This is a genomic window from Rhizobium sp. TBD182 (genome assembly GCF_001950375.1).
Taxonomy (GTDB): domain Bacteria; phylum Pseudomonadota; class Alphaproteobacteria; order Rhizobiales; family Rhizobiaceae; genus Agrobacterium; species Agrobacterium tumefaciens.
On record NZ_BDLN01000001.1, the window covers coordinates 40933 to 53808 of the forward strand.

Consider the following 12876-nt stretch of genomic DNA (forward strand, 5'->3'; position numbering starts at 1 on the left):
GCGCTCCATGTCAGGAGCGCTTGCCTCTGCCTCAGCCCTTGAGCCTGGCAATAACCAGATGGCCGGGTGTGGGGTTGCCGTCCTGCATGCGCACGTTAATGTCGGTGACTTCGACTATGTCGAAACCGGTCGCTGCCAGTCTTTCCCGAACATAGGTTTCCGCGTGGGCGAAACGCTGGTGCGGGCCGACCATATAGGGGCGTCCGGCCATGGTTGCCTCGGGCAGCGTTTCCGACGAGAAGATCAGCAGGCCACCAGGGACGAGGTTTTCAGCGGCGCCGAAAAACAGCGGTTCCAGCGCGCCAAGATAGGGCAGCACATCGGTTGCGGTGATGATGTCGAAGGGCTCGTCGTCATTGTCTTCGAGAAAGTCCTCGGCTTCGGCGACATAGAGCGTCTCGTAGAGGTCCTTTTCATGGGCGATCTCGACCATGTTTTCGGAAATGTCGATGCCGGTGATGTCATCAGCCATGTCGCGCAGCGCTTCGCCGGTGAGGCCGGTGCCGCAGCCGAGATCGAGCAGGCGCTTGAAGGGGCCGAGATCGAGCGTTTGCAGGCGCTGGCGCACCATCATCGGCACTGCATAACCGAGCTGTTCGACAAGAATATCCTCGAAGGCTTCGGCGTGCTGGTCGAACAGGGTTTCGACATAGGCGTCGGGCGCTTTGGAAGGCGGTTCGCCGCGGCCCATGGCGGCGATGCGAACGGCTGCGCCGCCATGATCGTCCGGGTCGATGGCCAGAACCTCTTCATAGGCCTTCACCGCCGCGTCAACATCGCCGGCTTTCTGAAGCGCGAGCGCGCGGTTATAGGCTTCGGCAAGCGCCTCTTCGTCAATTTTCTGGTTCTTCGTCATCGTGCAGTATCCGTCAGCATCTTCAGTTGAAGTCTGCTGTAAGCCGCAAGACGGACGGGCGCAATGCTTATGTGGCGATGGGCCTCAGTGGAGAATGAACTCTCCTTTCAATGCGCGCCATTCCTGCGCCGAGATCACCTGCCGGTGCACATAGCGGACCGAGTGCAACGGACCGTCTAGCTTTTCCTGCCAGAATTTGAGGAAACCGTGCATTTCGGGGAAATCCGGGGCGAGATCATAGTCCTGCCAGACATAGGTCTGGAGAACCAGCGGATGGTCCGGCATGCGATAAAAAATCTGGGCGGTGGTGAGGCCGTAGCCCCTCAGCATCATTTCCATTTCCATTTCCTTTTTCATGTCGGCTGTTCCCGTTCTCATGATTGCCGATCACAGCGTTGTCGCTGTATCTGATATGGGAACACGACAGGGTTAACCCAACCTTGCCAAAGGTCTGGATTGTCACAAAATAGTTATATTTTTCAAAATGTTGGCAGTCTTCTCTGTTGAGTGCTGCCAACCGTGTCCCTAGCGCTTGAGATGGCGTGTCAGGCGGGCTTCGAGCCATGCCCAGACATGCCGGAGCGTCTCGACGATCGTCAGGTAGAAGATCGCCGCCCAGAGATAGGCCTGATAATCGAATGTGCGGGAGAAGGCGTAGCGCGTCTGTCCCATCAGGTCGAAGACCGTGACGATGGAGACCACTGCCGAACCCTTGATCATCAGGATGATCTCGTTGCCGTAGGGGCGCAGCGCCACGATGAGGGCCTGCGGCAGAATGACCTTGCGGAAGGTGATGAATTTCGACAGGCCGAGCGAGGCCGCACCTTCAATCTGGCCGCGTGGCACGCTTCGGATCGCGCCCCTCAGAATTTCGGCCTGATAGGCGGCGGTGTTGAGGGTGAGCGACAAGAGGCCGCAATACCAGGCCTCGCGGAAGAACCACCATAGGCCAACGGTTTCCAGCCCCTGACGGAAACTGCCGAGGCCGTAATAGATCAGGAAAAGCTGCGCCAGCAGCGGGGTGCTGCGAAAGACGTAGACATAGGCATAGGCCAGCGCGCTGATGACGCGATTTTCCGACATGCGGGCGAAGGCGATCGGCACCGAGAGAATTGCGCCGAGGATGATCGAACTGCCAACCAGCGTAATGGTGGTGATGAGGCCATCGATATAACGCGGCCCGTAACGTTCGAATTTCGCCCAGTCCCAGCCTTCGATCATCGCAAAGATCAGCCCGGCGGCCAGCAGCAGCCAGAGCGTTATGACGGCGATGCCGACGACGCGCGATATGTTGAGGGGCTTGTCTGTGGCGACCGGCGCGGGGCGCGGCGGGATGAGTTCCTGAACATGGCTCATCGGCTTGCCTCCGACTTGCGCGACCAGCGATCGATGAAGCCGATGCCGATGGAGGAGAGCAGAGCGAGGATGAGGTAGAGCAGGCAGGCGATGCCGTAGAAGAAGAAGGCTTCCTTGCTGACGCGGGCAGCGATGCCGGTCTGGCGCACGATATCGGCAAGGCCGATGATCGAGACGTAAGAGGTATCCTTGAGCAGAATGACCCAAAGGTTGGTCATGCCGGGCAGGGCGATCCTGACCAGCTGCGGAATGATGACGAGCACCATGGTGTGGCCGCGCGAGAGGCCGAGTGCATGGCCCGCCTCATATTGGCCCTTTGGGATGGCCTTGAAGGCGGATAGCAACACTTCCGAGGAATAGGACGAAAACACCACTGACAGCGCGACCATGCCCGCCACGAAGGCGTTGATCTCTACCGGGCCGGTTATCCCGACATAACCGGCGGCCGATTGCAGCAGCATCTGTATGCCGTAATAGACGATGAACAGCGTCAGGAGTTCCGGCAGGCCGCGGAAGATGGTGGTATAGACACCGGCCGCCAGCCGCAGCGATTTTTCCTCCGATTGCGCGGCGAGCGCAATGAGGAAACCGATCACAAGCCCGACGGGCAGGGTGGCGAGCGCCAGCGAGATCGTGACCTTGACGCCGAAGGCGATTTCGTCGCCCCAGCCGGCATCGCCACAGGTGACGAGGGTGCCGTTTCCGAAAAGCGTGAAGAGACCGACCGGCCCACAGAAAGGGTCGAGAAGTGTCGAGACATAGGTCCAGAACGCACCTATGGCGGAAAATGCTCCGCTCATGCCAGTTTTCCCCCGCGGTCTTAAGCCGCCGTGATTGTTATGGTTACGTTTTCAAACAAAAATGGCGGAAGGGCAAGCCTTCCGCCACCAGATTTCAACAGGCGACGCGCCGCTTACTGGCCGTAAACGTCGAAATCGAAGTATTTCTTGTTGATTTCCTGGTACTTGCCGTTGGCGCGGATGCCGGCGATGGCAGCCGTGAACTTGTCGGCGAGCGCCGTATCGCCCTTGCGAACGGCTACGCCTGCACCATTGCCGTTGATCTCGACATCCACCGGAAGCGGCGTCAGGATCTTGCAGCACTTGCCTGCATCCGACTTCAGCCACTCCGACAGGACGACGATATCGTCGATGACGGCGTCGATGCGGCCGTTGGCGATGTCGAGCTTATATTCGTCGGCGGTCGGGTACATTTTCAGGTCGGAACCCGGGAAGTGCTTTTCGGCATAGTTGGAGTGAGTCGTGGAACCCTGAGCGCCGAGCGACTTGCCCTTCAGGTCGTCGACGGACTTGATCGGCGAATCCTTCGGTACGGCGATTGCCGGCGGGGTGTTGTAATATTTCTTGGAGAAATCGACCTTCTGGAGACGCTCCGGCGTGATCGACATGGACGCGATGATGGCGTCGAACTTCTTTGCCTGCAGGGCGGGGATGATGCCGTCCCAGTCATTGGTGACGAAGGTGCATTCAGCCTTCATTTCGACGCACAGCGCCTTGGCGATGTCGATGTCGAAGCCGGTCAACGTACCGTCGGCTTCCAGATTGTTGAAGGGCGGGTAGGCGCCTTCCGTGCCGATGACGATCTTGTCCTGCGCGAGGGCCGCGCCGGAAAACAGGGAGATGGCGGCAATCGATACGGCTGCGAGCAGACGGGTGGAAATAGGCATTTCGATCCTCTCTTTTGGTCGTTCATCCGCAGTCTGTTGTTGTTTTCAGTGCGGACGTCGTGAGCGCAGGCGCAACAGAACGGTTTGACATTCGTGGCCTTCAGCGCGCGGCAATTATTCGTCCGGTTGGTCAAAAAATGCAACTGCAATATTAGCGCCCTCTTTTTCGTCGCGGAGCTTTCACGAAATGGCCTTGATCTGTTCATTTCCGGTACAGAACGCTTTGGTCATCATGGGAACCGAAGCGTATGCAAGGCGTTGACCAGCGCCTGCACGCGCGGCCGGATTCACAATGTCGCGGCATAAGCGGCGTACAACGATTGGCAGATGAGGAAGCACCGATGCTGAAGAAGAACACATTGCTGACGGGGGTGGTTTTCCCCCTCATGTCGCTGGCGATCGCGGTGGAGCCGGCCGCCGCCGGTTATGCCGGCGCCGCACGGACGCAAACGCAAATGCCCCAGGCACAGGCCCCGGTGATATTGGCGCAGGCGCAGCCGCAGGCGGAGGAGCAGAACCCGGAAGAGCTGCTGCGCAAGCAACGCCAGCAAGCAGAAGAGGCGCAGCCGAAGCCAGAGCCAGAGCCGAAAAAGCAGGAGCAGGCTCCGGAACCGCAGCGCGAACAGCCGAAGGCTGAAGCTGCACCGGCCGAACCGCGTCCTGAACCCAAGCGTGAAGCTCAGCCCGAGCCGCAACGCGAGCCTCAGCCAGAACCGAAACGGCAGCCGCAGCAGCGCGAAGCCCAACCGGAACCGGCGCCAGCTGAACAGCCACCCGCCCGCAAGCAGCGTCCGCAGCCTGAGCCCGAAGCCGCACCTGCACCCGCCGAGCAGCAGCCGCAGGAACGGCCGCGCAAACCGGCTAGAGCCGAGCAGCCGGCAGGCGAGGGCGAGCAACGCCCCGCACGTCCGCGCAAGCCGGAGCCGGCGGCCGAACAGCCAGCCGCACGCCCAGAAAATACCGAGCAGCCGGCGAAACAGCGCGAGCCCGCCGCCGAGAAAAAGCCGGTAGAGGAAAAGGCGCCCGCTCCAGCACCGGAACCGAAATCGGAACCCGCCGAAAAGGCCGTTCCAGAGAAAAAGCCAGCGGCTCCTGAGCCAGCTGTAAAGGAGGCTCCTGTTCCAACGGAAGCGCCGACACCGGCACGGCCACCGGCTCCGGAAGCTCAGCCCAATCCTGCGCCCGGCCAGCAGCCTTCTGAGAAGCAGCCGGTAGAAGGCCAGGGCAAGACGGAGCCTGCAGCGCCGCTGCCGGGTACTCCGACACCTCCGCCGCCAAGCGGTGCCACGACAGGACAGGCGCCTGCCGGCGAAGCCGTTCCCAATCAGGTCGCCATTCCGCAGACGGAAGCGCCTCCGACGACGAAGCAGGAACTGGACAAGGCCAAGGCTATCGCCAAGGACCCGTCCAAGACTGCCGACACCGTCATTCTGCCCGTCGACAAGGGTGCCGCCGTTCTCGACAGCGACAAGGAAGTGGAGCGCTCGGGTAACAACCAGGCACGCGAGCAACGCCGCCGCGAGCGTGAGCAGGCCGGTGACGTGAAGGTGCCGACTTCCGACGCCGAAGCGCAGCGCGCCGGTGCTGCCGGAGGCAAGGCTCCGCCGCCCGTAAAGATGGAGGCGATTACCTCTCAGCAGGGCGAGCGTGTCGACCGCCGTCCGCAATATGACCGGCCGGAAGGTGCGCGGGAATGGCAGCCGCGCGAAGGCGGCCGGCGCGATCAGGATCGCGATGCGCCGATCATCCTGCAATTCGGTGACCGCGTGGTTGTGCGCGGCGACGACAATCAGCGCTTCATCCGCGATGGCGGCGAGCCCTATTACGAGCGCCTGCCCGGCGGACGTGTCCGCGAGACCGTCGAGCGTCGCGACGGCACGCAGGTGGTGACGATCCGCAACCGCTATGGCGACGTCATCCAGCGTTCGCGCATCGATGACCGTGGCCGGGAATATGTGCTGTTCTATGCACCGGAGCTGATGGACGAACCGGACCGTGAATATGTCTATCGCGATCCCGGCCTCGATCTGCCGCCGATGCGTCTGCGCATTCCGGTTCGTGACTACATCATCGACACGTCGAGCGATCCGGACCGCGATTACTACCGCTTCCTGGAGCAGCCGCCGGTCGAGCCGGTGGAGCGTGTCTACTCGCTGGATGAAGTGCGTTATTCGGCCCGTATCCGCGACAAGGTGCGCCGTATCGACCTCGATACGATCACATTTGCCACTGGAAGCGCTGATATTCCGATGGCGCAGGCCCGTTCGCTGCGGAAAGTAGCGGATGCGATCAACAAGGCGCTGGCAAAGAACCCGGCGGAAACCTTCCTGATCGAAGGCCACACCGATGCCGTTGGTTCGGATGAAAGCAACCTCGTTCTTTCCGACGAGCGTGCCGCTTCCGTCGCCAATGTCCTGACCGATGTTTACGGCATTCCGCCGGAAAACCTGGCGACGCAAGGCTACGGCGAGCGTTACCTGAAGGTTCAGACACTCGGCCCGGAACAGCAGAACCGCCGCGTCACCATCCGCCGCGTGACACCGCTGGTAAGACCGGTCGCCCAGAACTGATAAGGTTCAGGAACTGAAAAATGAAAGCCCGGAAAGCGCAAAGCTTTCCGGGCTTTTTTATTGGTAGCAAAGTTCCCAGTCCGACACATTATCCGTAACGCCGGACCAGATCCGGGGGCCAGCGTGATCAAGTCCGGCATGACTGGGATGCTTCTCACCCTGCCATCATCCTCAAATTTGAGGATAATCCAGCCTCTAACGCTTAGTTTAGCGCCACAGCAATCTCTGCTGCGAGCTGGGCATTGTTGCGTACCAGCGCGATATTGGTCGCGAGGCTGCGGCCGTCGGTCAGGCGGAAGATATCGCCGAGCAGGAAGGGCGTGACGGCCTTGCCGGTGATGTCCTCGCGCTCGGCGTGGGAAATGGCGCGATTGATGTAGATTTCCATCTCCTCGCGCGGAATTTCGTCCTCTTCCGGCACGGGATTGGCTATCAGCATACCGCCATCGATGCCGAGCTGTTCGCGGGTCGTCTGGAAATTGGCGATGGCTGCAGGGCTGTTGAGCGACAGCGGGCTGGGAAGGCCCGAAGAACGCGACCAGAAAGCCGGGAACTCTTCCGAACCGAAAGTCACGACAGGCACGCCGTTGGTTTCGAGAACTTCCAGCGTCTTCGGGATGTCAAGAATGGCCTTGGCGCCGGCGCAGACGACGATCACGCCGGTTTTGGCAAGCTCGGTCAGATCGGCGGAAATATCGAAGGTCTCCTCCGCGCCCTTGTGCACACCGCCGATGCCGCCGGTGGCGAAAACGCGGATGCCGGCGCGGGCAGCGGCAATCATGGTGGCTGCCACTGTAGTGGCACCGGTGCGGCGCTCGGCAATCGCAAAGGCAATATCTGCGCGCGAGACCTTCATGGCGTCGGTGGTCTGGGCAAGCGCTTCGAGCTGCTCCTTCTCGAGGCCGATATGCAGCGAGCCGTGAATGACGGCGATGGTTGCCGGAACGGCTCCCTGATCGCGGATGATCTGTTCGACGCCTTCGGCCATCTCGATATTGCCGGGATAGGGCATGCCGTGGGTGATGATGGTCGATTCCAGCGCGACGATCGGCGCGCCGCGCTGTTTGGCAGCGGCAACCTCTTGCGAATAGATGATGGGTAGGAGCGGGGAGATGGGGCGGGTCATTCTGTTTGTTCCAGACTATAAAAAAACGGGTTCATGCCAGCATTTCGGCCTTGGGGACAAGCCCCAACATGGTCTCGACACTGTCTTTTGACAGGTCTTGGGCGGTGGCGAAAGGCGATTGCACGGTGATGGCGGCCGCCGCGGCACCCAATCGCAGGGCCTCAGTGATGGCTTTGCCCTCCGTAATCGCCGCGAGATAACCTGACGCCATGGCGTCTCCGGCCCCGGTTACGTCTTTCACCTCGCGGATGATGGGTGGGTGGAGGCTTGCGGTTTGCGTCGCGTTGAAGGCTACCACTTCGCTTGCGCCACGGGTGATGACGCCGCCGGCAAGGCCTGCCCTGCGGAGAATGCCCGGCCAGTCGCGAACATTGTCTGCCGTCTGTCCGGTCAGCGCGCGCGCCTCTGCCTGGTTCATGAAGAGAATGTCGATATCGGCGAGCATGTCCTTCAGCTTCACCGCCTTGGCGGGCGAAATGGCGATGGCCGCGAGCGGCTTTTGGCAGGCGCGGGCAATGAGACCGAGCGCCTTCAACGTATCCTCCGGCAGATTGGCATCGCAAAGCAGAAGGTCGCTCGCGGTAATCGCTTCACGCACCGCGCGAACTTTGAGGCGGCGCGGCGAAAACAGCTTGTAAAGGTCCATATCCGCAAGTGCGATGACAAGATTGCCGTCGCGCTCCAGAATGGCGGTGTAGCTTGGCGTGCGGCGATCGAGGAAAACGAAGGGCGTATCTTCCACGCCCGCCTGCCTTGCTGCCTCTGCCACCGCTTCGCCGGTCACGTCGCCGCCGCGCGGTGCGATGATACGGACGGCAAAACCGAGCCGGGAAAGATTGCGCGCCGCATTGAAACCGCCGCCGCCAGCCTCTTCCATCCATGAGCCAGGATTGCTGGCGCCGGGCGCCGTTTCAGTCTCGATCATGCCGCGCCTGTCTATATGCGCGCCGCCCAGAACGAGTATCTTCTTCACGCTTGTGTTTCCCTCTTTCGCGGATGGAAAAGGTGGACGATTCGTCCCAATCTTCTGTTTGTTCCCCTTCACATCCGGTTCGCAGCGATAGGCCGGACACGGAAAAACGAAAGCAGAACAAACCACTTATCGCTATTTGTTTTCAATATGCTGGCTGCGCCTTGCGATATGAGAACAAATAGAGTACATCCTATTTCCATACTGCTTCATTGCCTGTGCGGCTTCAATAACCTAAAGGTGGATCGGATGGCACAAAATTCTTTGCGTCTCGTAGAGGATAAATCGGTGGATAAAAGCAAGGCACTGGAAGCGGCGCTCTCCCAGATCGAACGGTCGTTCGGCAAGGGATCGATCATGAAGCTCGGTTCCAATGAAAACGTGGTTGAAGTAGAGACCATTTCGACGGGTTCTCTCAGCCTGGATATAGCGCTCGGTATCGGCGGCCTGCCGAAGGGGCGTATCGTTGAGATTTACGGCCCGGAAAGCTCCGGTAAGACGACGCTTGCGTTGCAGACGATCGCGGAAGCCCAGAAAAAGGGCGGCATCTGCGCCTTCGTGGATGCCGAGCACGCGCTCGATCCGGTCTATGCCCGCAAGCTCGGTGTGGATTTGCAGAACCTTCTGATCTCGCAGCCGGATACGGGCGAGCAGGCGCTTGAAATCACCGATACGCTGGTGCGCTCCGGTGCCGTCGACATTCTGGTCGTGGACTCGGTTGCGGCGCTGACGCCGCGTGCCGAAATCGAAGGCGAGATGGGTGACAGCCTGCCGGGCCTTCAGGCACGTCTGATGAGCCAGGCGCTGCGCAAGCTGACCGCCTCGATCTCCAAGTCGAAGTGCATGGTGATCTTCATCAACCAGATCCGCATGAAGATCGGCGTCATGTTCGGTTCGCCGGAAACGACGACGGGCGGTAATGCGCTTAAATTCTACGCCTCGGTGCGTCTCGACATTCGCCGTATCGGCGCCGTCAAGGAGCGTGAAGAGGTTGTCGGCAACCAGACCCGCGTCAAGGTCGTCAAGAACAAGATGGCACCGCCTTTCAAGCAGGTGGAATTCGACATCATGTATGGTGAAGGCGTTTCCAAGACCGGCGAGCTTGTCGATCTCGGCGTGAAAGCCGGTATCGTCGAGAAATCCGGTGCATGGTTCTCCTATAACAGCCAGCGTTTGGGGCAGGGGCGTGAAAATGCCAAGACTTTCCTGCGCGACAATCCGGAAATGGCAAGCGAGATCGAACTGGCGCTGCGCCAGAACGCCGGTCTGATCGCCGATCGGTTCCTGCAGAATGGCGGCCCGGAAGCTGGCGAAAGCGACGACGGTCCCGACGAGGGCTGATGCATTCGAAGGTCCGGGCGTTCGCGTCCGGTGGCTTTGCCGGCATGAGCCGGTATGGATCAAAAGGGTCGTGCGATTTTCCTCGCGTGGCCCTTTTTCTTTGCCTAGACGCCTTGGTGCGCCTCCATGGCTGGACAGGGCAGGATGCGGACGATAAAAGCCTTTGATTTTGCAAGATAGCCATCATTCGGGATGGCGGTGATGGACTCCAGCTGTGAGCGGTGTGTGGGCATGAGCGGTGTGAATGAAATTCGGTCGACCTTTCTCGACTACTTCAAGAAGAACGGACACGAGATTGTGCCCTCCAGCCCGCTGGTGCCGCGCAACGATCCGACGCTGATGTTCACCAATGCCGGCATGGTGCAGTTCAAGAACGTCTTCACCGGTCTCGAAAGCCGTCCTTATTCCACCGCCGCCTCGGCGCAGAAATGCGTGCGCGCCGGTGGCAAGCATAACGACCTGGACAATGTCGGTTATACGGCCCGTCACCATACGTTCTTCGAAATGCTCGGCAATTTCTCCTTTGGCGACTATTTCAAGGAAGAGGCGATTACCCATGCCTGGAACCTGATCACCAAGGAATTCGGCATCGACCGCAACCGTCTGCTGGTCACGGTCTATCACACCGACGACGAGGCTTTTAATCTCTGGAAGAAGATCGCCGGTTTCTCCGACGATCGCATCATCCGTATTCCGACCAGCGATAATTTCTGGGCCATGGGCGATACCGGTCCGTGCGGTCCCTGCTCGGAAATCTTCTATGACCACGGCGATCATATCTGGGGCGGACCGCCCGGTTCGCCGGAAGAGGATGGCGACCGTTTCATCGAAATCTGGAACCTCGTCTTCATGCAATATGAGCAGCTGACGAAGGAAGAGCGCATCGATCTGCCGCGCCCGTCTATCGACACCGGCATGGGTCTCGAGCGCATTTCGGCGTTGTTGCAGGGCAAACACGACAATTACGACACCGATCTGTTCCGGGCGCTGATTTCGGCCTCCGTCGAAGCGACCGGCGTTCCGGCAGAGGGCGAGAAGCGCGCCAGCCATCGCGTCATTGCCGATCATCTGCGCTCCTCCGCTTTCCTGATCGCCGATGGCGTCCTGCCGTCAAATGAGGGCCGTGGTTACGTTCTGCGCCGCATCATGCGCCGCGCCATGCGCCATGCCGAGCTTCTCGGTTCGCGCGAGCCGCTGATCTACAAGCTGCTGCCGGCGCTGATACAGCAGATGGGCCGCGCCTATCCGGAACTGGTTCGCGCCGAGGCGCTGATCTCCGAGACGCTGAAGCTTGAGGAAACCCGTTTCCGCAAGACGCTGGAACGCGGCCTGTCGCTGCTGTCTGACGCGACTTCGACCCTGCACAAGGGCGACATGCTGGACGGCGAAACCGCCTTCAAGCTTTACGATACCTATGGCTTCCCGCTCGATCTGACGCAGGATGCGCTGCGCGCCCGCGAAATCGGCGTCGATATTTCCGGCTTTACCGATGCCATGCAGCGCCAGAAGGCGGAAGCACGCTCGCACTGGGCTGGTTCCGGCGACAAGGCGACCGAAACGGTGTGGTTCGAACTGAAGGAAAAGCTCGGCGCGACCGAATTCCTCGGTTACGACACTGAAACAGCCGAAGGCGTTATTCAGGCGATCGTCAAGGACGGCAAGTCGGTGGACAGTGCTGCCGAGGGCGAGACGGTTCAGATCGTCGTCAACCAGACGCCATTTTATGGCGAGTCCGGCGGTCAGATGGGCGATACCGGTGTAATCTCTGGCGATAACGGCACCTTTACCGTTTCAGAAACCCAGAAGAAGGGCGAGGGCCTCTTCGTGCATTCCGGCACGGTGTCCAAGGGTGGATTGAAGCTCGATGACGCCGTGCAGCTGACGGTCGATCACGACCGCCGCTCGCGTCTGCGCGCCAACCACTCCGCCACCCACCTGCTGCATGAGGCGCTGCGCGAGGTGCTTGGCACGCACGTCGCACAGAAGGGTTCGCTGGTTGCACCCGAGCGTCTGCGCTTTGACGTTTCGCATCCGAAGCCGATGTCGGCCGAGGAGCTGAAGGTCGTCGAAGAAATGGCAAACGAGATCGTCTTGCAGAACTCGCCTGTCGTGACGCGTCTGATGAGCGTTGACGACGCCATCGCCGAGGGTGCTATGGCACTGTTTGGCGAAAAATACGGCGATGAAGTCCGCGTTGTGTCCATGGGCACCGGTGTTCACGGTGCGAAAGCCAACCGTCCGTACTCGGTCGAGCTTTGCGGCGGCACCCATGTTGCCGCAACCGGCCAGATTGGCCTTATCCGCATTCTTGGCGAAAGTGCCGTCGGTGCGGGCGTGCGCCGTCTTGAGGCCGTAACGGGTCAGGGCGCGCTTGCCTATCTCTCCGAGCAGGATGAGCGCGTAAAGGCACTGGCCTCGTCGCTGAAGGTTCAGCCGGGCGATGTGCTGTCGCGTGTCGAGGGACTTCTCGACGAGCGCAAGAAGCTGGAGCGCGAGCTTGCGGATGCCCGCAAGAAACTCGCAATGGGCGGCGGCTCGTCGGATGCCGGCGCAAACGACGTACAGCAGGTTGCTGGCGTCAATTTCCTCGCAAAATCCCTGTCCGGCATCGATGCCAAGGACCTCAAGGGTCTTGCAGATGAAGCCAAGGCCAATATCGGCTCCGGCGTCGTGCTGCTGATCGCCGTGTCCGAAGACGGCAAGGCAAGTGCTGTTGCTGCCGTGACCGAGGATCTGACTGGCCGTTTCAGCGCCGTCGATATCGTCCGCACGGCCTCTGCGGCCCTCGGCGGCAAGGGCGGCGGTGGACGCCCGGATATGGCGCAGGCCGGCGGCCCCGATGGCGCCAAGGCACAGGACGCCATCAACGCGGTGGCAGCGGCCCTGGCGGCCTGATCTGGATGAATTGAAAAAAGGCGGGGTTCTACCCCGCTTTTTTGATTCTGGATGTTGAAATCCGAAAGGAACGTG

Annotated in this window: 10 protein-coding genes; 3 read left to right on the forward strand and 7 right to left on the reverse strand. The window is 60.5% G+C overall.

Annotated features, from left to right (window positions below; translation table 11 throughout):
• Nucleotides 1-31 precede the first annotated feature (31 nt).
• The 5 genes from T18_RS00270 to T18_RS00290 form a co-directional block, all read right to left on the reverse strand.
• The gene (locus tag T18_RS00270) at nt 32-856 is read right to left on the reverse strand and encodes a class I SAM-dependent DNA methyltransferase (protein WP_038491413.1); all 825 of its coding nucleotides are present in this window, start codon (nt 854-856) and stop codon (nt 32-34) included.
• A gap of 84 nt (nt 857-940) precedes the next feature.
• Entirely contained in the window at nt 941-1234 is a 294-nt protein-coding gene (locus T18_RS00275) for an usg protein (RefSeq protein WP_173865413.1), read from the reverse strand.
• A gap of 147 nt (nt 1235-1381) precedes the next feature.
• Nucleotides 1382-2212: an ABC transporter permease gene (locus T18_RS00280; protein WP_025593926.1), complete on the reverse strand. Its 831-nt coding sequence runs from the start codon at nt 2210-2212 to the stop codon at nt 1382-1384.
• A complete protein-coding gene (locus T18_RS00285) occupies nt 2209-3012 on the reverse strand; it encodes an ABC transporter permease (protein WP_003516067.1) in 804 nt (267 codons plus the stop codon). Before T18_RS00285 ends, T18_RS00280 begins: the two co-directional genes overlap by 4 nt.
• Nucleotides 3013-3125: 113 nt before the next feature.
• Nucleotides 3126-3899 (reverse strand): ABC transporter substrate-binding protein, encoded by a 774-nt coding sequence (locus T18_RS00290; RefSeq protein ID WP_003516066.1) that lies wholly within the window; start codon nt 3897-3899, stop codon nt 3126-3128.
• Nucleotides 3900-4240: 341 nt separating this feature from the next.
• Here T18_RS00290 and T18_RS00295 point away from each other — a divergent pair, with 341 nt between their 5' ends.
• A complete protein-coding gene (locus tag T18_RS00295; RefSeq protein ID WP_003516065.1) occupies nt 4241-6469 on the forward strand; it encodes an OmpA family protein in 2229 nt (742 codons plus the stop codon).
• A 202-nt stretch (nt 6470-6671) separates the two neighbouring features.
• On the opposite strand, the gene T18_RS00300 is transcribed toward T18_RS00295, so the two are convergent.
• Nucleotides 6672-7595 carry a pseudouridine-5'-phosphate glycosidase gene (locus T18_RS00300; protein WP_038491409.1) on the reverse strand — a complete coding sequence of 308 codons (924 nt, stop codon included), beginning with the start codon at nt 7593-7595 and terminating at the stop codon, nt 6672-6674.
• A gap of 31 nt (nt 7596-7626) precedes the next feature.
• Nucleotides 7627-8568, reverse strand: a complete 942-nt coding sequence (locus T18_RS00305) for a carbohydrate kinase family protein (RefSeq protein ID WP_038491406.1) — start codon at nt 8566-8568, stop codon at nt 7627-7629.
• Nucleotides 8569-8814: 246 nt separating this feature from the next.
• On the opposite strand from T18_RS00305, the gene recA reads away from it, so the two are divergent.
• On the forward strand, nt 8815-9906 hold the full coding sequence (gene recA, locus T18_RS00310) for a recombinase RecA (protein WP_003516062.1): 1092 nt from the start codon (nt 8815-8817) through the stop codon (nt 9904-9906).
• Nucleotides 9907-10137: 231 nt separating this feature from the next.
• Nucleotides 10138-12801 carry an alanine--tRNA ligase gene (gene alaS / locus T18_RS00315; protein ID WP_003516058.1) on the forward strand — a complete coding sequence of 888 codons (2664 nt, stop codon included), beginning with the start codon at nt 10138-10140 and terminating at the stop codon, nt 12799-12801.
• Nucleotides 12802-12876: the final 75 nt, after the last annotated feature.

Coding starts and splice junctions, on each gene's coding strand:
- T18_RS00295 (WP_003516065.1), top strand. CDS start 4,241: ATGCTGAAGAAGAACACATTGCTGACGGGGGTGGTTTTCCCCCTCATG.
- T18_RS00275 (WP_173865413.1), bottom strand. CDS start 1,234: ATGAGAACGGGAACAGCCGACATGAAAAAGGAAATGGAAATGGAAATG.
- T18_RS00270 (WP_038491413.1), bottom strand. CDS start 856: ATGACGAAGAACCAGAAAATTGACGAAGAGGCGCTTGCCGAAGCCTAT.
- T18_RS00280 (WP_025593926.1), bottom strand. CDS start 2,212: ATGAGCCATGTTCAGGAACTCATCCCGCCGCGCCCCGCGCCGGTCGCC.
- T18_RS00290 (WP_003516066.1), bottom strand. CDS start 3,899: ATGCCTATTTCCACCCGTCTGCTCGCAGCCGTATCGATTGCCGCCATC.
- T18_RS00300 (WP_038491409.1), bottom strand. CDS start 7,595: ATGACCCGCCCCATCTCCCCGCTCCTACCCATCATCTATTCGCAAGAG.
- T18_RS00285 (WP_003516067.1), bottom strand. CDS start 3,012: ATGAGCGGAGCATTTTCCGCCATAGGTGCGTTCTGGACCTATGTCTCG.
- alaS (WP_003516058.1), top strand. CDS start 10,138: ATGAGCGGTGTGAATGAAATTCGGTCGACCTTTCTCGACTACTTCAAG.
- recA (WP_003516062.1), top strand. CDS start 8,815: ATGGCACAAAATTCTTTGCGTCTCGTAGAGGATAAATCGGTGGATAAA.